The sequence below is a fragment of the Polyangiaceae bacterium genome (assembly GCA_016715885.1).
In the GTDB taxonomy this organism is placed as follows: Bacteria; Myxococcota_A; Polyangia; order Polyangiales; family Polyangiaceae; genus Polyangium.
Map to the genome: position 1 here is coordinate 318,694 of JADJXL010000016.1, position 23,385 is coordinate 342,078.

Consider the following 23,385-nt stretch of genomic DNA (forward strand, 5'->3'; position numbering starts at 1 on the left):
TTTCTCAATCACCCCAGTTGAACTTCGGATTCTGCGGCGGCTTTACGTTGGGCATCACGTGAAAAAGCGAACGCGCAAGGAGCGGCAGCGCCCCACACGCCGGTTCCCCGAGGTCGTTCGTTTCCTCTGGATCGTAACGCAAATCGAAACAGTGAAACTCGCCGTCCCATTCACGCGCGACCACCTTCAGCGGCCCCTGCATCATGCCCCAATTGCGAAACTGGCCATCCCAAACGCCCGTGCAATTCGCAAGAGGCACGGCCTGAAGCGTGCGTTCGGGGCGCGTGAGCGGGTGACCCACCATCCGGCGACGAAACGGTACCATTGCAGGGTCGTCCCAAACGCCCATCAAATCGAGCAGCGTCGTCCCGAGATCGATGTGGTAAACATATTCGTTCTCCGCACTGCGAATGTTCGCTTCTTCTTCTGGAGAAAGCGTGTCTTTCGGCGCGTCGATCCATGTGGGCACTCGAATCTCTTCCTCGTACAGCGAAGTCGTGTGCCCAAGCTGCCCATGATCACGAAATCCCTCACCGTGATCCGACGTGTACACGATGACCGTGCGCTGGCCCGTCTCCGTCGCTCGCACGTGTTCGAGCAATCGGCCCACCGCCATGTCGGACAAGTACACGACATCTTTGTAGTAATTCAGCCACTGCGCGTTGTTGTTGGGCTTCAGATCGAAGCTCGCCGGCTGAAACGGCGCATGCTCCGGATCGTAGACGTGCGGGAAGTGAACATTCGAATAATGAACGACCGCGAAAAATGGCTCTTCGAGTTTGTCCCAATCACGGATGACTCGATCCGTCACGAGCCGGTCGTATGCACCCGCATCGAGATCCGCCATCGAATCGAGGTGCGTGCCGATGGCGAAATGCCGCGCCGGAATGTCCTGCATGTAGAGCCGCGAATTGCCGAACATCAGATTCTGGCTCGTCCAATACGCCGTGTCCCATCCCGCTGCTTTGGCGTATTCCCACATGAGCGGCGCATTGTGCAATAACTCTCGCGGCTCGGTGGGCAACAGGCCCGACAGAATATTCGACAGCGAAACGGCCGTCGTCGAATCGAGCGAATGCATTTCCAAAAGCGGCATTCGATTCGGCACTGCCTTGTTGGAGAACGGCGTCGCCTCCGCGCAATCGGGATCGTACGCGACACACGTGACATCCGCGCGCTGACTCTCTTGAAGGATCAAAAGAACATTACGGCGTCGCGCAGGCTTGGCCGTCAATGGCGGGACGGGTTCTGGAGTTCGTCGGCGAACACGCAAATCCGGCGCGGCATTCGTGAAGTTCGCATTCTCTTTGATCATGCCCGCGATGCCGTGAAAGTAAATCATGTCCGGCGGCGTCGACTGCCACACGCGGTAGCTCACGGGCACCATCGCGACGGCAGCTAGTGCGGGCACGACAAACACCGGCACGATGCGTCGCGGAATTCGGCGAGGCCTCACGAACGCGCGCGCCAAGAGAAGCAGCGTCACGGCCACGACAAACGCGAGCGCAATCTCGGCAAGGACATACGGCTGCCCGAGAGGCACCGCGCCGAACATCGCTTCCAGCACGAACCTCGAATAAATCTGCGCATCGAGCGACAAGTACGTGTTCCACATGCGGTGAAACGCGCCTTGAACGCCCACGCTCAACGTGAAGAGCGCGACGAACAGCACGCCCGCGACATCGCTGGCGAAGCCGCGTCGTCGCGAGGCGGCATAAAGCAGAATCATCCAAAAGAGCAGGCTCTCGCCGAGCCCCGCCGCGTAGCCGTACGCGTGCAAGCGATCGAAGCGCAGGATGTGCCCGCTGCGCCGAAAGAAGTCCGTCGCAAGCACCCACAAGAAGGGGCCCAGCAGCACGACGAACCCAACGAGCCTTCGACGACGCCGCAACGCATTTCGCCGAGCGTTCGACGTTCCCACGACGACACGTGCAGCGTCGTCCGTCGCCTCGACATCATCACTCATCGAGCGAAACCTGGAAGTCCACCATGCAGCGCTTCGGCGCGCGAGGCGAGATCGCCACACGCCCTCGGGCCGAGATCGTTTTGTTCACGCGGATCATCGAGCACGTCATAGCAGTGCCACGCCGTGTCCCACTCGCGCGCCTCCAATTTTCGACTGCCACTCATCATGCCCCAATTGCGAAACGCGCAGCCCCACACCCCAGCGCAGTTCGTCAGCGCAATCGGCTCCGTTCGCTCGATCGGTCGCAGCAAACTTCGTCCCACCATCGGCGCGTAATGGTCGGCAAAGCTCGGTTCGTCCTCGAGGCCCAGCATGTCGAGGATCGTCGGGGCGATATCGACGTGGAACACGAGCGACGAACGATGCGACTCGAGTGCTTTTCGTTCGCTGTCCGTCAGCGTTCCTTCGGGCGCATCGATCCATCCAGGGACGTGGATTTCTTCTTCGAGGATCGAGCTCGTGTGTCCGAGTTGGCCGTGTTCACGAAACGCCTCGCCGTGGTCGGACGTGAAAATGATGATCGTTCGTGCTCCAAAGGATTGAGATCGGACGAACCGGATCATGTCGCCGATCGTCTTGTCCTGTAGGTGGACCGCATTCAGGAAGTAGTTGCGGTACGCCTCGTTGTCCTCGGGCGCTTTGCTGTCCGCTGCGGGTTGAAAGGGCGCGTCGGCCTTGTCGACGAGGTACGGAATGTGCGTGTTGCCGTAATGCGCGACGGCGAAAAACGGCTCGCGCATCGACGCAAAGTCCTGCCGGATCCGCTCCGTGAGCAGATCGTCACGCGCGCCGAGGTCCATGTCTGCGAGCGGATCGAGATCCGTCGCTCCCGTCTGATGCGACGTCGGCAAGTCCTGCACGTAGAGCCTCGAGTTGGCGAACATCATGTGATGGCTCGTCCAGTACGCCGTGTCGTAACCAGCGGCATGCGCGTAGTCGAAGAGCAGCGGCGACGCGTGCAGGTCGTGACGTGACGCGGTCGGAGGCAAACCCGACCAGAGCACGGCGAGCGAGATCGCGGTCGTCGAGGCATTCGAGCGCATCTGAAGCAGCGGCATGCGATGGGGAACCGCCGCGTTCGTCGCAGGTGAAATCGCACAATCCGCTACGGGCGCGCTGCAATGCGCATCCGCGCGAACGCTCTCCGTGATGATGAAAAGCACGTTCGGTCGATCAACCTTCGCACCACTCGATTGGGGCACGACCGCCGCAAGCGCGGGCGGCGTACGTAGGCCCGGACGAACGTGCGCGGGAGGCGTGATGCCCGTGATTTGTTTCACGACGCCACCCATCGCGTGCAGGTAGATCACGTCGGGTGTCGATGCTTGCACCGTTCGGTACGAACAAGGGATCGTGAGCCCGGCGAGGATGGCGAAGGGCGCGAGGAATTGCGCGAAACGGCTCTTGGCCGTCCGCTTGGGACGCACGACGAGACGCGCGATCCAGACGAGCGCGATGGCGCAGACGAGGGGCGGGCCGACGGCGGTGAGTAGGTTCAAGCCGTCGGCGCGCAAGTGACCGAAGAGGCTTTCCGAGAACGTCGTTGCGAAGAGCAGCGCGTCGAGGTTCACGTAGGTCGAATAAACGCGCTGAAAGTAGATTTGGCAGCCGACGGTGATCGTCGCGAGCGCCACGAAGAGCACGGCAGCGATCCAGCGAAGCAGTCCACGACGTGCGGCCGACGCGAACAAAAGCAGCCCCCAAAGCAAGGTGCTTTCGACGAGCGCTCCGAGGTAGCTGCCGATGTACTTGCCGCGCAGGTCGATCAGCCTGCTGCCGCGAATGGCCACGTCCACGGCCAGAACGAGCACCGGTGGTGCGAGCAGCACGGCCCAGGAAAAACTTTTCCGCAGACGCGAAAAATGACGAAGGCGCTGCACCTTCGCTCGGGAGCTCGCGGGGGCAGTCGCCTTGGCGCTCGTTGCGCCGGTATCGAGAGGGTAGTTTGTCGCAGACACGCCAGCGTTGGAATCCTAGCTTATGTTGCGGGCAGTCGACGAATCGGTGACATGCCGATGATGGCAACGCGAACATCGACGCACAGTCGTCGTCTCGCTCACCGCGCCTACGACGAGCCCTTATGGCCTTTCGTTCTACACTCGGCCAGGACGAATGAACGCGACGCACGAATCTCATGAACCGAATCCGCATGAGCGCCTCACGATGGAGCTCGAAACGGCCCTCTTGCGCGAGCTGCGTTCGGTTTACCAAGACATCAACGCGACGTATTTTCACCGAGGCTTGAAGGGAGCGACGATCGAGCTCGGGGATGCGGAGCGGTACTTGGGAAGGTGGCATCGCGAGACGCGATCGATCGAAGTGAGCCGACGCTTGGTGCTCGAACGATCGTGGGGGATCGTGGTGGAAGTGCTGAAGCACGAGATGGCGCATCAGTACGTGCACGAAGTGCTGGGCGTGATCGATCAAAGCGCACACGGCCCGGCATTTCGCGGCGTGTGTCAGAAGCTCGGGATCGATGCTGCGGCTGCGGGGTTGCCGGATGTTCCATCCGTCGAAAGCGACGATGAAAGTGCGCGTGTGCTCGAACGCATCTCCAAGCTCCTAGCGCTCGCAGAAAGTTCGAACATGAACGAAGCGCAAGCGGCGATGAATGCCGCGCAGCGTTTGATGCTGAAGTACAACATCGATCACGTCGCACACGGCCAGCGACAAGGTTACGGCTTTCGGCACCTCGGTACGCCGACGGGTCGGGTGAGCGAAGCGGAACGACGGCTTGCGTCAATTCTCTCGAAGCATTTTTTCGTCGAGGTGATTTGGGTACCGGCGTTCAGGCCGCTCGAGGGGAAACGAGGTCATGTGCTCGAGATTTGCGGCTCTCACGCGAACCTCGAGATGGCGTCGTACGTGCATGCATTTTTGATGCGGACGGCGCGAGATCTTTGGACTGCGCACAAGCGCGCGACGGGGCAGCGTAGTGATCGTGATCGGCGCACGTTCATGGCGGGCGTGATGGCGGGGTTCGACGACAAGCTGTCGACGCAACGCGAGACGAACCGGAGCGAAGGGCTCGTGTGGGTACGCGATGCGGATCTAGGGAGGTTCTATCGGGTGCGGCATCCACGCATTCGGAACGTCAGGTACACAGGGAGCACTCGTTCGGAGGCTCATGCGGAAGGTCGCGCGGCGGGGCGTCGCATCGTGCTCCACAAGCCGGTGACACAAGGCCCGAGCATGGGTTCGAGGTTGCTGCCGCCGAAGTCGTGATGGGTGAGTGAAACGGAGGGCGAGCGAGCTTAGAAGCGCTGGCTCTTGCGGGCGACTTCGCCGAGGACGAGCCATTCGCGTGCTTCTTGTTCGTCGGCAAATCGATGCAGGATCTTGTGCGTTCCGCTTTCACGCGCGACGCGGTTGAGCTGGAGAGCGAGCACTTCGCTTTCGACCATTTCGGCGACGCGGATGACTCCATTGCTGAGTCCGAACTCTTGCACTTGGCGGATCATGTCCGCCACCGCGGGCGATGATGGTTTGAAGCGACGCAGGTCGGCTTTGATTTTGATCTGGTTGCCCTTGAGCGACAGTGTGGCCGCTTTGAGCTGATCCACGAACTGCGTCATCTCGTCCATCTGGAAGATACCTTCGAGGTGGAACTCGATGATGGCAGACACCTTGTCGATTTTTATTTGGAACATGTCGTGCGACCTCCGACCTGAACCACTTTGAACTCAAACATTGAGCATCGATCTGTTTGTCTCACAAAACCTCAGCGCACGGCGGCACGCACGAGTGCATCTGCGACGCGAGCGGGGTGGGTGACGAGTGCTTCGTGACCGCCTTCGATCTCGACGAGATCGAAGCGCCCAAGCCCCTCGGCCATGCGCAGGAACGTTCCCGGAGGGAGGGACGTGTCGTCGCGGCAGTAGACGACGGACTTGGGAACGTCGAGCTCATTGAAGGCTTCAACGTTGACCGGCGTAGTGAAGAGGGCAAGCGGCTGTGGTGTAAGTCGGCTGATGACTTTGTCCTGAGCGTCTTTGTCTTCGCCGGCCATGAGGATGTTCCGGACGAACTCGTCGATGACGGGGACGCTTTTGTCGGGAGAGGCGTGAGCGGTTGCGGTCAGTTGTCGAGCGCTCGTGGGGGGCACGAGGTCGAACTGGGCGGTGTTGCTGGGGAGGATCCAGGCGTTCAGGAACACGAGGCGCTCGATTTTGCGACGGACCATGGGAGCGGCGGATTGCAGCAGGAATCCGGCGCTCGAATGACCGACCAAAACCACCGGGTTCGTTTGACGCCAAAGAACTTCCGTGATTTTTTCAACGTACGATTCGAACGTGATTCGCGAGCGATCATCGTCGGGACTGTGCCCGGGCAAGGTGGGAGCCTCTGCGGTGTGACCTGCCTCGGTTAGGCTGCGGATGACGCCTTCCCATGCCCAGCCACCGTGCCAAGCCCCGTGAATCAAGACGAAGTGTTTGCCCATGCTTCAATTCTCCTCAACCAACGCTCGCTTTATTTCGGGCATCATAAGAAGAAACGATAGTCTCGAAAAGCGACGTGCACACGTGTGTACTGTCGAGATTTGGTCATCACAATAGTTGTCACTTCCCGTTGTTGATAGGGACAATGCTGGTGTCTCAGGCGCCATGGCGCCGGACCGACCCGCAATGCGCGAAACCCTAATGTAATCGCGTATGTGCGGGACATCGACAGGAGGCCCGTTGCATGGCGTCGTCTTATCACTCCCAAGGTCCGATGAGCCTTCGCAAGCGCCGAAGCTACGGCGCGTTGCTCGTCTTCACTTGGGAGGATCTCGAGCGCTACATCAAGACCGATGGCGACAATCTCAAGCATACGCCCGGTTTTGCAGACTTTTTCCTCAACATTGGGGAGACCGAGCGGCAACGTTTGGGACGGTTGTGGGGGGCGCTGCGCGCGCTCGTGAACGATCAAGGTGACGAAGCTGCGATCGAAACCGAGTCGCTCATTCGCAGCATGCCCGACGAAGAAGACGGACACGGGGCCGTCGTCGTTCGAACGTTTGCAGAAGCTCTGCGCGCTCGCGTCTACAAGCTCGCAGGGTCGGGCGGAAACTTGTATCTGACGGCCCGTCCCCCGGGTGCGCAGATGCGCGCGTTCGAGCTGTTGCGCCTTCGTACGCCGCTCATTCCCTTCGGTTACGCCGCGGCAAACCGTGCTCTGCTCGATGCCGTTGCAGAGCCTCGTGACGTCACGCTTCTCGACGTCGGCATTGGTCGAGCGGGGCAGCTACGAGCGCTCTTGAAAAATCCAAGCGCGCGACGTCTCTTCAAGTCGCTTCACGTGATCGGAGTCGAGCCCGACTCGTCGGATGCGGTGGGCGGAGCGCTCGAGTTTGCCGAGGAAAACGTACTTCGCACGGCCGCCGAAGTAGGCATTCCCGTGACGTTTTGCGGTATCCCCAAGCTCGGCGACGACCTTCAGATCGACGACATCGAACAAGCCGAGCCCCGTGGCCTCATGCTCGCCAACTGTTGCTTGAGCTTGCACCATGTCGGTTTGCCCGACCATGGTGCACGTGCAGGCCGTGACGACCTCTTGGCCATGATCCGCGAGGCGGGTTTTTCCAAGCTGGTCCTCGTGGAACCAGACTCGAACCACTTCGTCGACGATCTTTCACTGCGCTTCCTGCACGCTTATCGTCATTACGGGACGCTTGCTCGAAGCCTCTACTCGATGCTGTCGCGTGGCGACGCGTCACTCGTGTGGAGCGAGTTTTTCGCGCAGGAAGTACGCAACGTCGTCTCGCACGATGGCCCGCGCCGTGTCGAACGGCATGAAGAAACGGGCCGCTGGATCGAACGACTATCGGGCGCTGGATGGACGGTCGACACGCCACCCGAGCTCGTTGCACCTTCCGCTGCTCCCGCGGGTTTTACCGTCGTCAGTGACGGTCAGGCCTGCCGCCTCAGCTTCCGCAACGTCAACCTGCTCGGCGTCCTTCGCGCGCGCGCATCATAAGATGCACCGACGAGGCCCACGCGACGCGTCGCAAGCGCTGCACGATGCGCGTGTCGCTCAGGGTTTGTCTCGAGCGGACGACGCGTGTCCGCGTCAACGCCAGCGAGCGCCGATCGAACTAGGGGACAAGTCGCCGTAGATGAGCCATTCGTGTGCCGAATCGTCTTCCCAGAAGCGCCGTAAGATCTTGTCCGTGCCGAGCTCCTTGGCTGCTCGATTCAACTCGAGCGCCACGACATCACTCTCCACGATTTCCGCAAGACGCTGCACTCCGGCTTGCTTGGCGAACGCATGCAACGTGCGCACCATCGGTCCGATGACGCCAGTTGCATGATCGCGCCCGCGGATGTCGGCCTTGATCCGAAGCTCGCGCCCCGACAAACCACTCCTCGCAGCCTCGAGCTTTCCCAGAAGCTCGGCAGCGTCACCCTCGTCCACAGCACCGTCGACGATGAACTCGATGATCGCATGTGTGGGGTCGACCCTGATATCGAACACCTCGTGACCTCCGCCGGACCCGGGTTGAACATTGAAGCTACGGATCGCCTGCGGCGTCCTTGGCCCCAAACCCCGAACGAGCCCGGAGCTTAGCACGACAAATCGTTCGAGCGTGGTCATGGAGCGTCGCCCGAACGCTGCCGAAGCAAACAATTACTTCTTCTTCCACTTGCTCAGATGCGTGATGAACCACTCTCCCTGCCACGAGATGATGGTGTGCACGTCGATCGTCGAATTCTTGTCGTCGATACGGTACGTGAGCTTGCCGCGAAACGATCGGTAGTAGCCAATCTTGTTCGCTTCGTCGCCGGGAGGAACCCACTTCGGCGTCGACCCGACTTTGAATCCGACGAACGTCGCGCCATCCCACGACTTGCGCTTGCGATGCAGGGCGTGGATGTCTCGCGCATACGTAGCATGCAGGTTGTTCCAGTACTTGTCCGGGCCCTTCACATCCTTCAGCGGGATGAACGGTTCCTTGGGGAACCAAAAACTCTCGCCGAGCGCCGGGTCGTCGTGAACGATGGCCTCGAACAACTGCTTGGCACGCGCCGTGAGCTCTTCGCTTTCGAGCGGTGGCAAGATCTTGTTGTCCTTGGCAAACGGACGCGCGGCAGCGGGCGCTCGAGCTTCGGGGACTGCCGCGTCGACCGCATCGCCGTCCGCTGAAGCGTCGATCAGCACAGATGCGTCGGATGCATCGGACGCGTCCTGTGGTGCCGACGCATCCGGCACATTCGACGCAACTCGCTCGGACGAGCTCGATGCAGCACTCGACGTCAAGCGAGCTCCAGGATCGGCGTGCGGGGCCGAGTTGGTACACGCAAGAGCGAGCGTGACGAGTGGAAGGAGTGCAGCGACGGCGCGCGATGATGCGACCGTCGCTGCACGCTCGAGACGCGTGGGAATCGGAGTCACCGGGTCTTTTCGAGAATGATGAACTGGACGCGCCGGTTCTTCGCCTTCTGCAAAGCGGTGACGTTCGGCGCGAGAGGTTTGTCTTGACCGTAGCCACGCGACATGAGGCGCGAGGCGTCGACACCGGCCGCGATGAGCCAGTTACGGACGGCGAGTGCGCGCTGCTCGCTCAGCGTCTGATTGTGCTCGCGCGTGCCCGTGTTGTCCGTGTGGCCTTGCACTTCCACGCGGCGGATGTTCGGGTTGCGCTGGAGCACGTCGGCGACTTCTTCGAGCAGTGCGTTCGAGTCGCCGAGGATCTTGGCCGAGTCGACCTCGAAGTGGACCTGCTTCAAGATTTTGATTTCGTTGTTGGTCAGCTTCACGAGCGAGTTTCGCGGCGCGGGACGTTTGCTCATGGCGAGCGTCACCTTGGCCTCGTCGTTCGCGCGCACGTCGGCCTCACCGACAGTGTTCATGAAGCCTCCGGATTCGGCGCGGATCTTCAACGCACCGGGCGGGAGATCCTTGAAGGTGACCGTGCCGCTGCCATCGGCCGTCGCTGAACGCTCTTTGCCCGCCGAGTCGGTGGCCTTCACGATCGCTCCGGGGATCGCGGCGCCCGTTTCGGCATCCTTCACCTTCGCTTGGACCGAACCGACCTTTGGCAAGGCTTCCACGCTGCAATCGACATCGACGTACGTCGTGCCTTGCGGAGCTGGTGGAAGCGCCGGCGACGTGCCTGGCAGGCCCGTCGGAGCGGTTTGTCCGGGCGGCGTTGTTCCTGGCGCGGCTCCTGGCGCTGCTCCGGGCGGGCCAAACGGGTTCGTCCCGGCGAACGGATTGCCTGCGAACGGGTTACCTCCGAACGGATTCGCCGGTGCTGCCGGCGGCGGAGCGGCAGGCGCAGGTGCAGGCGCTGCACCAGGTTGTCCAGGCGCGCCGAACGGCGTTTGTCCTGGCAACGTCGTTCCCCTGCCGAACGCCGGTGCCATGGGCGAACCCGCAGCCATGACCGTCGCTTGGCACGTTCCAGGCTTGTAGCCGGGCGCCTTGATCGCGAACGTGTAGCTCCCGGGTTCGAGGTGTCGCGTGAGGAACTTGCCCGCGGCATTGGTCGCGTACGGCGGATCCGCGCTGCCTTCGAGCGTCACGATGGCATCTGCGACGACAGCGTCGGGCTTGTTCGTTTCATGCACCGTGCCGCGCACGAACGTCTGCGGTGCGGGCACCGTGATCTTCTCCGGCGGCGGAGGCGGTGGAGGCGGCGGAGGCGCGGCCTTGGCAACCTTGCCGTCGTAGGCATACGCGAGGCCCAAGTAGACGGTCCACGGAGCTTGCGGCGTGACCTCTTCGATGAAGACCGATGTTCCCGACAAACCGATGTCCACACCGGCGTGCCCCGACAAACCTCGGAACGCGTTGCTGAAGGGCGTGACGCGAACGCCGAGGCTCACGCGCGACGGGATGCCTGCGTAGCCAGGACCGCCCGCAGTTTGCGGATCTGCCGCGCCGAAGTCGGCAAGCCCAAGGCACACGTCGCCGCGTGAAATGCGGCCCGTGTGGCATTCGTAGCCTTGCCGATTGACCGGCACGTCCACCGAATATTCGGCGTAGGGCTGCAAGTATCGGAAGGGAGCTTCGATGCCGATGGCCGGTTGGAACGTATCGACGCGGTTGATCCCGAGCCCGTAACGCTCGATGCGCGTGATCGGTTGCCTGTCGCGTCCGTCACGGAACTCCTTCGCACGCTCGGTCTCGACCTCGTTCACGATCTGACCTGAATTGTCGAGCTTGTAGCTCGCGTTGACGTTGATGCGCAGCGGAACGCCGGCGCCACCGGGCTTGCGGAAATCCGCCGTGATGAGGCCTCGGAAAAAGGCGCTCGTGCTCGCGCCGAGCGGGCCGACGGCACCGGCACCGTTGAGCAACATCAGATGCGCTTCGGCACCAAACGAAAAGTAGTTGCCGACCTTGGGCGTAAATCCTTTGAGGCCAAACGTTGTGTCACCAAGCACTTGCAAAAGCTTGGGTTTGCCCTGATCGTTATAATTTGCGTACGTACGAATCGTGGCAAACGCTTCGAGGAACGAGACCGGCGTAGCGCTCACGCTGAAGAACGCTCCGACGTGATTGGCCGAGTCTCCCTTGTTGTCGCGTGAGCACGTGATCGGTTGCCCTGCAGCCGTTGAAAGATCGGGATCACACAGGAAGTTGTTCGTGAAGAAGAAGTCGCTCAGGAACGACACGCGGAACGTTCCCGCCGCGCCCGATGCTGCATGCGACGTGCGCAAAAGGCCCGTCGATCCAAACGTGTTCGGTTGATTGATGAGCGTGCGTGCGCGTTCCTCTGCTTCGTCGATCGGCGCGGCAGGTTTGACATTCGGCGTCGTCGCCGGCGGCTGCATCCCGAACGGATCCGTTGGTTGCTGCCCGAATTGTCCCATCGGCGCGGGTTGACCGAATCCACCTGGTGCGGGTTGACCGAACCCGCCCGGTGCGGGTTGACCGAATCCACCTGGCGCCGGTTGACCGAATCCGCCCGGTGCCGGTTGACCGAATCCACCCGGTGCTGGCTGAAATCCACCCGGCGCAGGTGCAGGTTGACCAGGTGCAGGCGCAGGCTGCCCGAACGCTCCTGGCGCTGGTTGCTGCCCGAACGGCCCCGGCGGCTGAGGGCCGAAGGGCGGCTGCTGCGCGGCGGCATCCGCGGAGATCGCGAGGCAAAAGGCCACAGGAAGCGCGGTGAGCGCCACGAGCCGCGTGGGCTCGGCAAAGCGGAGGTTCTCAAGCGTACGCATCGACCCTCGAACGGCGAAAGAAGGGGTCCCCCCACGGGACCGACCTTGCTCAGGGTCCTTGTATCATTCTGCTCGAAAAAGCAGAAACTATCCTTCAACGTCCCGTAGGGTTCGATCTCTCCCCATGCTAGGAAAAGCCTCACCATGGCGGCGCGCGGCCGAATTCTAATTGTCGACGACGAGGCGAACGCGCGGGCGGCTCTAGCCGAGATCCTGCGCGAAGAGGGGTACACCACAGAGACGGCGGCCGATGGCTTCAAAGCTCTCGGCAAGCTCGAAGAGTTTGCCCCCGACGTCGTCTTGACGGACCTCAAGATGCCTGGCCTCGATGGAATAGGCCTCATGGAAAAGGCCCAGGAGGCGCGGATCGCCGCAACGTTCGTCGTCATGACCGCGTTCGGCACCATCTCCAGCGCCGTCGAAGCCGTCAAAAAGGGCGCCTATCACTACCTGACCAAACCGCTCGACTTCCAAGTGCTCGATGCCGTCGTCGAGCGCGCCGTCGAACGAGCTCGCCTGCTGCAAGAAAATTCCCGCCTCAGGCAAAAATTGCGTGAACGCAACGCGTTTGGTCACGTCATCGCGAACCACCCGAGCATGGTCAAGCTGCTGCGCCTCGTGGAACAAGTCGCCCCGAGCCGCGCAAGCGTGCTCATCGTCGGTGAGACCGGCACCGGCAAAGAGCTCATCGCTGAAATGATCCATCGCAACAGCCCTCGAGCGAAGGCGCCGCTCGTTCGGCTCAACTGCGCCGCGCTCAGCGAATCGCTGCTCGAAAGCGAGCTCTTCGGGCACGAGCGCGGCGCGTTCACCGGCGCCGTCGGACGACGCGAAGGACGTTTCGAACTCGCCAGCGGCGGCACGTTGTTCCTCGACGAAGTCAGCGAGATCCCGCCTTCGATCCAGATCAAGCTGCTCCGATTCCTTCAAGAACGAACGTTCGAGCGCGTCGGGGGCAACGAAACGCTGAAAGTCGATGTCCGCGTGATCGCTGCGACAAACCGTGATCTTCGCCAGCGCATCAACGACGGCGCATTCCGCGAAGATCTCTACTATCGACTCAACGTCGTCACGCTCGAGATCCCGCCGCTTCGGCAGCGCGCGAGCGACATCCCCGAGCTTGCGATGTTCTTCTTGGGCCGGTACGCCGAGGAAAATGGCAAGCGAATCGAAGGTTTCACCGACGAGGCGCTCTCTGCGCTCACGGCTCACACGTGGCCAGGCAACGTCCGCGAGCTCGAAAACGTCATCGAGCGTGCGGTCGTTCTTTGCGACACGCCCCGCGTCGAACCTCGACACTTGCCTGCATCGCTCGATGCCATGGCATCGCAGGTGACGGCTCCGCCGATTCCCGGAAGCACGATCTACGATCTCGAACGATTCGCCATCTTGAAGACGCTCGAGGCTTGCAAAGGCTCCACGTCCAAAGCGGCGTCGATCCTCGGGATCAGCCCACGCAAGATCCAGTACAAGTTGCACGAATACGCCAGTTCGTCGGGATCCGTTGCTCGCGATGGCGAGCCCATCGTCGAGGAGAGCGTGTGAGCGAAGTGCAGGATTCCACGCTCGAAGAATCCGCTTCCGACGACGTCGCAAGCGATGACAAGCAGAGCCGCGGCGAGGAGCTCATCCAAGTTCGAGACCTGCGCAAGACGTTTCGGATTGGGCTTTTGGGTCGCCGGGTCGAGGCGGTCAAAGGCGTGTCGTTCGAGGTTCGTCGGGGCGAAATCTTTGGCTTCCTCGGACCCAATGGCGCGGGCAAGACCACCACGATCAAGATGCTCACGGGGCTCATCAAGCCCACGGCAGGCGAAGCCTTCTTGTTCGGTGCACGCGTTCCGAGCGCAGAAGCTCGGAGGCGCATAGGGTTTCTCCCGGAAAACCCGTACGTGTATCCGTACCTGACGCCGCGCGAATTCGTTTCACTCTGCGGCCGTTTGTCCGGACTATCCGGAAAAACCCTGGCCGATCGCGCTGCGTCCATGCTCGGCAAAGTCGGCATCGCCTACGCAGCGGACAGGCCCGTTCGTCGCCTCTCGAAAGGCATGCTCCAGCGCACGGGGCTCGCCGCTGCGCTGGTCTCCGACCCCGAGCTGCTCATCCTCGACGAACCGATGAGCGGCCTCGATCCCGTGGGTCGCAAAGAGGTTCGCGACATCATTCTCGAGGAGCGTTCGTCCGGACGCACCATCTTTTTCTCGACACACATTCTCAGCGACGTCGAAACGATGTGCGATCGCGTCACGATTCTTCGCGAAGGCAAAGCGGTCGTGAGCGGAGCGTTGCGCAAGCTCTTGCGTGGCGACGTCTTGCGCACGGACATCACGCTCGCCGGCGTATCGGATTCACTGCGACGTGTTTTCGAAGAGTCTGGTTACCGAGTCGAGCCGCGGGCCGATGTCGTGGTGGTCGAGATCGAAGGCGAGAAGCAGGTGGGTGATGCACTTCGTGCCGCACTCGATGCAGGCGCACAGGTCATCGAGGTCGCGCCGCGTCGAGAAACGCTGGAAGATCTCTTCTTGCGTCGCGCTCTTTAACGATTGGCCGGAGCAGTTGGTGCGGGCGTCTGTGGTGGTGCCGCGGTGCTTCTGCGCAGCCAGAGCGCCGTTCCTGCGCCAATCAACGCGGCAAGCGCGACGGCGAGTACCCAGACGATCGTCGGCGGCCCGCTGGTTGGAGGCGCTGCCGACGGAGGTGCACGAACGACCGTTGCGGCCATCGCCGACTTCGGCGCTCGCTGACTGACATGCGAACCCGACGTCGGATACCGACTCGAAGGCGCGCCGACCTCTTCCGCCAGTTGATCCGGTCGTTGCTCTTGCAGTTCCTCGGGCGTCAGTGGTGGTCGAGGTCGTCCGGGTGCAAGACGCATGGTCTGCATTCGTCGCGGATCGACGCTGCTCGCAATGGCGACTTTGTCCGCTGTTTGTTTCGGTGCCGCGATCGCAGGCAGCGACGTCGGCGGCACGTAAGCCCGAGCTTCTCGTTCACCACCGCCCACGAAAACCTGACTGTGGGAGCTCGCGTGAGCCGCATCTGCGGCCGCTGCATTGGGCGGCTCTGCGCTGCCCAGCGATGGATCGACGAGGTCACCGTCGAACTCGGAATCCCCGTTTCTTCTCCGCTTCATGGATGGTTTGCCCGTTACGATCCACGATGGAAACGGCAGCTTCAACTCGGAGTTCCGAGCGTGCGCCCCGGGGCTTGGACCGAGCGAGCCCTCGGTAAGGACGACGTTCTTGGGGTATCGTAGGCGGTTCGGGGCGCCAAGGGGGTATCAGGCGCGGCGCTTTTTTTCGACGAAAGACGAGCCATTTGCGCGTCGCAGAATGTCGGCTCGCAGACGCCCGTCGTCACGCGGTCGGGCCGTTCGACTTTCGTTGATTTTTCGGAGCATCACCTTCAATCTGCCTTTCAACGTCCACGTCGATGCCCATGGGCGCTCGATGTGGTGCTCGCTTCGAGCAGATCCACGCTATCGGCGCGTCCGGAGCGTCAGAAACCCACGACATGAACCCGCTCGTCCCCGACTTCATCCTGATGCAGGAAACTCGGGGAAGGACCGAAGGCAACTTCGCGGCAGCGGCGCTTTTTGTCGACATTCCCGGCTTCACGCGCCTCACCGAGCAGCTCGCGCACCACGAAGATCGCGTCGAAAACGCCAAGGACGACAAGCTCGTTCCCAACCTCGTGGACGAAGCGGCCGAAGAGATTCTCGCCAGTGCTCTGCGTCTCTACTTCGACCCACTGATCCAAGCCGTCCATGAGCTCGGTGGCGTCGTCATCGGGTTTGCCGGGGACGCCTTCACGGCGGTTTTCCCTCACGCACCAGGCCGAAACGCAGGCGAACACGCGCTCGCGGCGGCGCTTCGGATGCGTAGGTTTTTCCTGAAGCAACCCGAGCTCACGACTCGATTTGGCAAATTCCCCTTCTCGTACAAGGTGGGTTTGTCCTGGGGCGCGGTCGAATGGGGCATCGTTCGCGTCTCGGCCGAGCGCGCCTATTTTTATTTCCGCGGCCCTGCGATCGACAAATGCAGCGGCATCGAGCACCACGCCGAGAAAGGCGACATCTTGATGGACGCCGCGTTTCACCAGCGCGTTCCCACCAAGCGTGTCGCGCCCATCGCGGGTGCCGAGGGCGTCTTCAAGCTGCTCGATTTGCAGGACATTCCGCTGCCCCCCGTCGCTCGCATCAATCCTCCCGGCGATGGCAATCATTTCGTCCCGCCCGGCGTTCGCGACATGCCCCCGCAAGGCGAATTCCGTCGCGTCACCAGTGTCTTCTTGGCATTCGACGTGATCCCGAGCTTCGAGGAGCTCATCAAGCTCTTGCACGAACACGCCAACAAGTACGGCGGCACCTTCACGGGCGTCGATTCGGGCGACAAGGGCATCAACTGCTTGATCCACTTCGGCGCACCGATCACGCACGAAAACGATCTCGAGCGCGCGCTCGACTTCGTCCTCGGTCTTCGCAAAGCCGCACCGAAAGGCATGCTCATTCGTGGCGGCGTCACCTACGACGATCGCTACGCGGGCTTCAACGGTGGGACCGAGCGCCGCGAGTTCGCTTGTCTGGGCCGCGCCACCAACCTCGCCGCACGGCTCATGATGAAAGCGCCTTGGCGCGAAGTCTGGGTCGACGCGAGCGTTTACGATCGAGGCCAGGGCACGCATCACTTCAAGCGGCTCGGCGAGCATTCGTTCAAAGGCTTCGAGCAGCCCGTCGATGCGTATTTGCTCGAAGGCAAACGCATCGCCGCGCAGCGCGAATTTCTCGCGCGGGGTCTCATCGGCCGCGAAAAAGAGCTCTCCGATCTCTCGCGATACGTCACAGGCATCATCGATCAACGTGCCGCCGGAATCATCTACGTCGACGGCGAGCCTGGTCTTGGCAAAAGCTTTCTGGTCGAAACATTTCGTCGCGGCATCGAGGACAGCCGCAACGAAGCAACCCCCATCTGGATCGACGCACGGTGCGATCAGACGCTGCGATCGAGCCTCAATCCGTTCGAATACGCGCTCAAGGAATACTTCGGCCAAGCGTCGGCAAATACCCGCGAACAAAAGCACGCCGCCTTCGACGAAGCCCTGGACAAACTCATCGATCGCCTTCCCGAATCGGCATCGACGCTCGCTCGCGAGCTCGAGCTTGCCCGCAGCACGTTCGGCGCCATCATCGGCATTCGCTGGGACGGATCCGTGTACGAACGCATGGATCCCAAGCTTCGTTTTGCGAGTACGCTCAGCGCCATCTCGCTCTGGCTCGAAGCCGAGAGCCACTTGCAGCCCGTCATCCTTCACATCGAAGATGCTCACTGGGCCGATGGCGACTCGCTCGAAGCCATCCGTCACGTCACGAGCGCCGTGCGCGACTGCCCCGTCGCGATCATCTGCACTTGTCGCAACAACGACGACGGTTCGACCTTTCGCATCGAGCTCGACGAAGGCGTGCCCGAACATGCCGTCACGCTCGGTCCGCTGCCGAAGGAGAAGATCGTCGAGCTTGCGACAGGGCTCATGGGTGGCCCCGTCGCTGACATTCTCGCGGTTTTCCTCGCTGAAAATGCGAACGGCAATCCTTACTTCGCCCAAGAGATCATGACGTTCTGGCTCGAGGCCAATCAGCTCACGGGCAAGAAGAAGGACAAGGAGGACACCGGCGTTTCGACACCGAGCATTTTTCTCCTCCCGAACGACGTCAACAGCTTGCTCATCGCACGCCTCGATCGTCTCGAGCCCAAGGTCAAACGCGTCGTTCAAGCAGCGTCGGTGCTCGGTCGCGAGTTCGACCTGCGCATTCTTTCTCGCATGATGGATGACGACATTCGCCTCGAAGAGTTTGTCCGCGTCGGCGAAGAGCAGCGCATTTGGCTTCCCATGACGAAAGGGCGTTACCGCTTTGGAAACGTTCTTCTGCGCAACGCCGCCTATGAGATGCAGTCGCGTGCTCGGCTGCAGGACCTGCATCGTCGTGCTGCCGAGGCGATCGAGGAAATTCACGTCGAGGATCTCGGCAGTCAGGTCACGGCGCTTGGTCGACACTGGCAGCGCGCAGGGCAATCGAATCGCGCGCGTTGGTACTTCCTCGCAGGCGCTCGCAAGGCTGCCGAACGATATGCGCACGGCGAAGCCAAGCGTCTCTATCGCGCGTACTTCAAGCTCACCACGGAACCGACCGATGAGAGCATCGTCGTTCGTTACGAGTTTGCGCGCGATGTGCTCGAGCTTCAGGGGCGTTACGAAGAAGCGATGCAGGAGCACGTGCGTGTGCTCGACGAAGCGCAAAAGCTCGGCGATCGCGCCTCGGAAGCGCTTGGTCTTTTGGGTCTTGGTCGCGTCAACTGGGCTACGGGTCGCGTCGAAAGTGCGCGTGCGTTCTACGAACAAGCCCTGACGACCGCACGTGAAGCGGGCAGTTTGTGGAACGAGGGACTCGCGCTGAAGAGCCTTGCGGGTTTGCACAAGGATCAAGGTCGCTACGACTTGGCGCGGTCGTTTTTCGAGCAGGCCTTGGGCATCTCGCGCAAGGTAGGCAACCGTCATGACGAGAGCATGATCCTCAATGATCTCGCTGGGTTACACGAACAACAAGGCCACCTTCGCGAGGCCATTGCGCTGAAAGAGCAGGCACGAGCGATCGCGCGAGATCTTGGTGGATGACGTAATAAAAATTGCATTACGACCCTTCCTGGCCGCTCACGCTTGCCTCCGGTGGTCGAGTTGGTCGAAGATGCACCTTGCGAAGAAATTTTCGTGTTGAAGAGGGCGCGTGAAAGCGGGTCCTCGGGGTGGTCCGACCGCAGGACGCGGTGAAGGCTGGGCTTTCGGACGACGATGCAAGGGCAGGACAGTGCGCCGCTGAGTTCGATACCGGTGCCCAGCGCTGCGCGTGGGATTCGCGGTTCGCGTTGGCTTTCGGGGCTTTTTGCCGGAGCGATGTCGGGCACGCTCGTTGCCACGTTCAGCATCACGCTTGCCGCGCTCATTTTTTCGGGAAACCTCACGCAGTACTTGAGCCGCGGCATCGGCATGGCCTTGGCTGGGTCGGCCATCGTTGGCGTGATCGTTTCGCTGGGGAGCTCGTTTCGCCCTGCGATTGCCGCGCCGCAAGAAAACACCGCGGTTGTCCTTGCGCTCGTCGCGTCTGCGATCGGCACGAACATGGCTGCGCGTGGGGGAGGCGATCCATTTCCCACCATTGTCGCGGTTTTCATTCTCAGTGCTTTGGTGACCGGTGGTGTTTTTCTTCTCCTCGGCGTTCTAAGGCTCGGGACGATCGTTCGTTTCATTCCTTATCCCGTCGTAGGTGGCTTTTTGGCGGGTACGGGGTGGTTATTGCTCACCGGGTCGATCTCCGTCATGATCGACGCGCCATTGACGCTCGGAAATTTGGGCGCGCTTTTGAAGATGGGCGCGCTGATCAATTGGCTTCCCGGTCTCGCGCTCGGCGTTGTTCTCACGCTCCTCATTCGCCGTTATCATCACTTTTTGCTTCTTCCGGGGCTGCTCGTCGCGGCCATTGGGCTTTTTTACGCCATCATTTATCTCGGTTTTGGAAATATCCAAGAAGCGAGCGCGCGCGGAATGCTTCTTGGGCCTTTTCACGGAGGCGCGCTTTGGCCGCCGATGGCCACCTCCGAGATATCGAAGGTCGCGTGGTCCGAAGTTTTGGCGAATTCGGGCAACCTGTTTGCCATCATCATGCTCGCGACCATTTCGATTCTGCTGAATGCTTCCGGTCTCGAGATTGCCACCGAGCGTGAAATCGACCTCGACCGCGAGCTTCGAGCGACCGGCGTGGCCAATCTGGCAGCGGGCCTCGGGTTTGGCATGGTCGGCTATTTGTCGCTCAGCGAATCCACGTTGAACCACAAAGCAGGCGCCGAGAGTCGTTTGGCGGGTATCGTTTCCGCCGGCATTTGTGGAGCAGCGCTGCTTTTCGGAGCTTCGGTATTTTCGTATTTCCCCAAGCCGGTTCTCGGCGGATTGCTTGTTTTTCTTGGCCTCGGGTTTCTCGTCGAAACCCTTTATGATTCCTGGTTCAGGCTTCCACGTCTCGAGTACGGCCTCGTCGTCACCATTCTCGTCGTCATTGCGCTCGCAGGCTTTCTCGAAGGCATTGGTGTTGGCATCGTCGTTTCCTCGGTCCTCTTTGCCGTCAATTACAGCCGCATCGATGTCATCAAGCGGGCGCTCATCGGCGGCGAAGTGAGGAGCAACGTCGAACGAAGCGCAGGCGACGAGCTCACGCTCGAGGATCGAGGCAAAGAGCTCTACATACTCCAGCTTCAAGGATACATTTTCTTCGGCACGTCGTACACATTGCTGAAGCGCGTGCATCAACGCATGCTCAGCGAGGATTCCGGGCCGACTCGTTTCGTGCTCCTTGATTTTCGTCACGTCGACGGCATCGATTCGTCCGCTATTTTGAGTTTCGTGCGCATGCGCAAGCTCGCCGAATCGCATGGCGTCACGCTCGTTCTCACGGATTTGCCTCCGGCCGTCAAAAAGCAGCTCGATCGTGGCGGTTTTTCTGACGACAGCAAACGCGTCCGGTTTTTCCCCGACCTCGATCACGGCCTCGAATGGTGCGAAAACAAGATTCTTCAGGGCGCTCCGCCCAGCATGCTCCCGCCCACCAAATTGCTCGACGAGCTGGAAAACGTGTTTGGTTCGCGCGAGCTCGTCTCCAAGTTCCTCGAATACTTGGAAAAAGTCGAAGCTCCTTCGGGGTATCGTATTTATCGCCAGGGTGACGTCTCCAAGGACCTTTATCTCATCGAAACGGGCGAGCTTGCCGCGTGGCTCGAGCTGTCCGGCGGCAAGACGAAGCGTTTGCGCACGATGGGGCCGGGCACCGTGGTGGGCGAATCCGGACTTTATCTGGGAGCCAAGCGTTCGGCCACCGTCGTCAGCGTAACGCCAGCCGTGCTTTATCGCTTGTCGATCGATTCGCTCGAACGCATCACCCACGAATCGCCGCACCTGGCCGCGGCGTTCCATCAATTCGTCGTTCGCCTGCTCGCCGAACGATTGGTGCTCGCGACGGGAGCTTCCAAGTCGCTCTTCAATTGACGCTGCTGCATCGGGGTTGTCATGGCAATGATTCCGAGGCTTCTGGCGGGCGTAGCAATCGGGGCAGCCATCGCTACGGTGCCCAATTCAGCATTGGCCGATGGAGCTTTGCGCACGGTGCTCGTGATCGATGCGTCGTCGTCGATGCGCGCCACGGATCCGAAGGAACTGCGCAAAGTCGCTGCGGAGTTATTCGTCGACCTCACGCGTGATGGCGATCAACTGGCCGTCGTCGGATTCGATGGCGCTTCGCGCGATGCAATGCCCGCGCTCGTCACGATTCGTGGTCCATTTGATCGCGACGCGGTCAAGCGAGCCATTCGTGCGGTCGGCAATGACGGAAACTGGACAGACTTCACGGCTGGATTCGATGGGGCTCGTCGCATTCTCGCGGCCACGCCACGAGGACCGGGTGACCAGGATCTCGTCCTTTTCTTGACCGATGGTCGTTGCGATCCCGACCCGCGCGGTCCCATCGTCGAAGCTGCGAAAACGCTTGGAGGTGGCAAATCCAAGGTCGAAGAGGTGTGCCAACAGCGCGTATTCGATGAACAAATCCCTGGTCTGGGCAAAGCGCGCGTTTACGCCGTTGGGCTATCGAAGAGCGCACCGCGCGTTTTTCTAGAAGAACTCGGGCGACGGACGGGCGGAATTGGTGTCGCGACCGATCGTGCCGATGAATTGCCCCACCTTTTTGCCGATATCTACGCGCGTCTTTTCGGTGGACGCCTCGTCGAAGGTCCTGCGGCATCGACCATTTCCGTGACGGTCGACGAAGGCGCTTCGTCCGTCGACGTCGTATTGGTTGGCCCTCCCAAGCTCGGCATGCGCCTATTCGATCCCTCTGGCACCGAAGTCGACAAGGGAAATGCTCGCCCCGAAGCCGTCTACTTTTCGGATGGTCCAGCGTATAGAATGTTCCGCATCGACAAACCGTCCGCTGGTGCTTATCGATTGGATGTCGGCGCCGATGGAAAAGGCGGCCGTTATGCCGTTTTGCAAAACTTCGATCTTACGCTCGACTTTCCTGGTCTGCCCGAGCTCGTCGAAGTAGGCAAGCCATTACCAGTGACCTTGCGTTTGGCGACGCCCGGCGGAAAAGCGAGCCCGGCTGCATTTTCGGCAAGGCATTCGTTTTCCCTTTTGGCGACCGAAGGCGCCGCAGCGTGTGACGATGCTGCATTCGCTGCAGCGGTTCCCGTGGCCATTCGAATGCGCCCCGATGGAACGCACGAAGCCACGATGATCCCGATGAAAAAGGGCGCATTGTGCCTCGTTGGTCGTATGGCGCCGGGGGAAAGTGGCGTGCTCACGCGCGAGGTTCGTTCGCGCACCGTACGCGTGGTGCCGCCCATTCATTTGAAGGCGTCCGTCGCGGCGCCGTTTGGTCAAGTAAAACAAGAACAGCAAGGCAGCGCGACGATTTCCCTCGATGGCAGCGAAGTGGGCGAATCGATGATTGCGGGACTCGAAATCACCGGTCTCGGTGATGGCATGTCGTTTTCCCATCGCAATTTCGAGATTGCTCCTGGTGGGCCGAGGACGTTCAAGGTATCGCTTGGCGTCGGTCGAGACTCACCGCCGGGCCCGCGGGAAATTGGCGTGCGCATCGTGCCATTGAATCCATCGGGCTTCGCGGATCGTGCCGTTTCCGTGACGATTCCGGTCTCCGTCGTGCCGCTCTCGTTTTGGGAGCGATATGGTCGCAACATCCAAATCGGACTGGGCGCGCTCTTCGGTTTGGTGCTCCTTTTGGGGCTGATCGTCCCTGCGCGTTTTCGGCGCACGGCCATTTTGCATTATGAAGACAGGCGCGATCCCGACATGCCGCGAGAGGCGAAATTCCCGCTGGGTGCCAAGGCGCGCGCTGGCCTCTATCGATCCGCAAAAATCATGCTCGGACCGGCCGGACCTGTGCGCAAGGCGGGCGTGGTCGAGCTGCGTGCGGGACCTGGCGGGGCGGTTTTTGCGCAGCCGCTTGGGGGCCGCAAAGCAAAGGAACTGCCGCGTGACACGGAATTTGGTGGGGCGGAACCTCGCGAGCTGCAGCTCGTCAAAGGCTGGTTTCGAGTGTCCCCGGGCGTGAAGTACGAAATCGACGGTACGGGGCTCGTTTTTTTCTGGTCCATTCGCTAGCGCTGATCTGGTAGACTCGCGCTCCCCGCGGTTGCGGGGGAGGGGATC

General features: G+C 61.2%; 15 protein-coding genes. 7 read left to right on the top strand and 8 right to left on the bottom strand.

What is annotated here, in order from left to right:
* Nucleotides 1-4: 4 nt before the first annotated feature.
* Nucleotides 5-1,966, bottom strand: a complete 1,962-nt coding sequence (locus IPM54_18885) for a sulfatase-like hydrolase/transferase (GenBank protein ID MBK9261855.1) — start codon at nucleotides 1,964-1,966, stop codon at nucleotides 5-7.
* Nucleotides 1,963-3,924: a sulfatase-like hydrolase/transferase gene (locus IPM54_18890; protein ID MBK9261856.1), complete on the bottom strand. Its 1,962-nt coding sequence runs from the start codon at nucleotides 3,922-3,924 to the stop codon at nucleotides 1,963-1,965. The genes IPM54_18885 and IPM54_18890 overlap by 4 nt, the downstream gene beginning before the upstream one ends.
* Nucleotides 3,925-4,150: 226 nt before the next feature.
* On the opposite strand from IPM54_18890, the gene IPM54_18895 reads away from it, so the two are divergent.
* Complete coding sequence (locus tag IPM54_18895; protein MBK9261857.1) at nucleotides 4,151-5,191, top strand: DUF2786 domain-containing protein; 1,041 nt, start codon at nucleotides 4,151-4,153, stop codon at nucleotides 5,189-5,191.
* A gap of 29 nt (nucleotides 5,192-5,220) precedes the next feature.
* On the opposite strand, the gene IPM54_18900 is transcribed toward IPM54_18895, so the two are convergent.
* On the bottom strand, nucleotides 5,221-5,616 hold the full coding sequence (locus IPM54_18900) for a hypothetical protein (GenBank protein MBK9261858.1): 396 nt from the start codon (nucleotides 5,614-5,616) through the stop codon (nucleotides 5,221-5,223).
* 71 nt (nucleotides 5,617-5,687) lie between these two features.
* On the bottom strand, nucleotides 5,688-6,407 hold the full coding sequence (locus tag IPM54_18905) for an alpha/beta hydrolase (GenBank protein MBK9261859.1): 720 nt from the start codon (nucleotides 6,405-6,407) through the stop codon (nucleotides 5,688-5,690).
* A 242-nt stretch (nucleotides 6,408-6,649) separates the two neighbouring features.
* Between IPM54_18905 and IPM54_18910 the strand changes: the two genes are divergently transcribed.
* Nucleotides 6,650-7,924 (top strand): hypothetical protein, encoded by a 1,275-nt coding sequence (locus IPM54_18910; GenBank protein ID MBK9261860.1) that lies wholly within the window; start codon nucleotides 6,650-6,652, stop codon nucleotides 7,922-7,924.
* Nucleotides 7,925-8,017: 93 nt separating this feature from the next.
* Here IPM54_18910 and IPM54_18915 read toward each other — a convergent pair whose 3' ends face one another.
* The 3 genes from IPM54_18915 to IPM54_18925 all read right to left on the bottom strand — a co-directional run bounded on the left by IPM54_18915 (nucleotide 8,018) and on the right by IPM54_18925 (nucleotide 12,120).
* Complete coding sequence (locus IPM54_18915) at nucleotides 8,018-8,335, bottom strand: hypothetical protein (protein MBK9261861.1); 318 nt, start codon at nucleotides 8,333-8,335, stop codon at nucleotides 8,018-8,020.
* 240 nt (nucleotides 8,336-8,575) lie between these two features.
* On the bottom strand, nucleotides 8,576-9,340 hold the full coding sequence (locus IPM54_18920; protein MBK9261862.1) for a hypothetical protein: 765 nt from the start codon (nucleotides 9,338-9,340) through the stop codon (nucleotides 8,576-8,578).
* Entirely contained in the window at nucleotides 9,337-12,120 is a 2,784-nt protein-coding gene (locus IPM54_18925) for an OmpA family protein (protein ID MBK9261863.1), read from the bottom strand. Before IPM54_18925 ends, IPM54_18920 begins: the two co-directional genes overlap by 4 nt.
* Before the next feature lie 144 nt (nucleotides 12,121-12,264).
* Here IPM54_18925 and IPM54_18930 point away from each other — a divergent pair, with 144 nt between their 5' ends.
* Nucleotides 12,265-13,665, top strand: coding sequence for a sigma-54-dependent Fis family transcriptional regulator (locus IPM54_18930; protein MBK9261864.1), 1,401 nt, complete (start codon nucleotides 12,265-12,267; stop codon nucleotides 13,663-13,665).
* Nucleotides 13,662-14,657, top strand: coding sequence for an ABC transporter ATP-binding protein (locus IPM54_18935; GenBank protein MBK9261865.1), 996 nt, complete (start codon nucleotides 13,662-13,664; stop codon nucleotides 14,655-14,657). Before IPM54_18930 ends, IPM54_18935 begins: the two co-directional genes overlap by 4 nt.
* Here IPM54_18935 and IPM54_18940 read toward each other — a convergent pair.
* Nucleotides 14,654-15,295 (bottom strand): hypothetical protein, encoded by a 642-nt coding sequence (locus tag IPM54_18940; protein MBK9261866.1) that lies wholly within the window; start codon nucleotides 15,293-15,295, stop codon nucleotides 14,654-14,656. The two genes, IPM54_18935 and IPM54_18940, sit on opposite strands and share 4 nt — an antisense overlap.
* 335 nt (nucleotides 15,296-15,630) lie before the next feature.
* On the opposite strand from IPM54_18940, the gene IPM54_18945 reads away from it, so the two are divergent.
* From IPM54_18945 to IPM54_18955, 3 genes are all read left to right on the top strand, one after another.
* Nucleotides 15,631-18,786 carry a tetratricopeptide repeat protein gene (locus IPM54_18945; GenBank protein MBK9261867.1) on the top strand — a complete coding sequence of 1,052 codons (3,156 nt, stop codon included), beginning with the start codon at nucleotides 15,631-15,633 and terminating at the stop codon, nucleotides 18,784-18,786.
* Nucleotides 18,787-18,960: 174 nt separating this feature from the next.
* Nucleotides 18,961-21,201: an SLC26A/SulP transporter family protein gene (locus tag IPM54_18950; protein ID MBK9261868.1), complete on the top strand. Its 2,241-nt coding sequence runs from the start codon at nucleotides 18,961-18,963 to the stop codon at nucleotides 21,199-21,201.
* A 21-nt stretch (nucleotides 21,202-21,222) separates the two neighbouring features.
* Nucleotides 21,223-23,337 carry a VWA domain-containing protein gene (locus tag IPM54_18955; protein MBK9261869.1) on the top strand — a complete coding sequence of 705 codons (2,115 nt, stop codon included), beginning with the start codon at nucleotides 21,223-21,225 and terminating at the stop codon, nucleotides 23,335-23,337.
* Nucleotides 23,338-23,385: the final 48 nt, after the last annotated feature.

Bases quoted from the DNA above. Each gene is read 5' to 3' on its own strand.
- IPM54_18905 (MBK9261859.1), bottom strand. From the start codon at position 6,407: ATGGGCAAACACTTCGTCTTGATTCACGGGGCTTGGCACGGTGGCTGG.
- IPM54_18925 (MBK9261863.1), bottom strand. From the start codon at position 12,120: ATGCGTACGCTTGAGAACCTCCGCTTTGCCGAGCCCACGCGGCTCGTG.
- IPM54_18950 (MBK9261868.1), top strand. From the start codon at position 18,961: ATGCAAGGGCAGGACAGTGCGCCGCTGAGTTCGATACCGGTGCCCAGC.
- IPM54_18945 (MBK9261867.1), top strand. From the start codon at position 15,631: ATGAACCCGCTCGTCCCCGACTTCATCCTGATGCAGGAAACTCGGGGA.
- IPM54_18900 (MBK9261858.1), bottom strand. From the start codon at position 5,616: ATGTTCCAAATAAAAATCGACAAGGTGTCTGCCATCATCGAGTTCCAC.
- IPM54_18910 (MBK9261860.1), top strand. From the start codon at position 6,650: ATGGCGTCGTCTTATCACTCCCAAGGTCCGATGAGCCTTCGCAAGCGC.
- IPM54_18955 (MBK9261869.1), top strand. From the start codon at position 21,223: ATGGCAATGATTCCGAGGCTTCTGGCGGGCGTAGCAATCGGGGCAGCC.
- IPM54_18885 (MBK9261855.1), bottom strand. From the start codon at position 1,966: ATGAGTGATGATGTCGAGGCGACGGACGACGCTGCACGTGTCGTCGTG.
- IPM54_18930 (MBK9261864.1), top strand. From the start codon at position 12,265: ATGGCGGCGCGCGGCCGAATTCTAATTGTCGACGACGAGGCGAACGCG.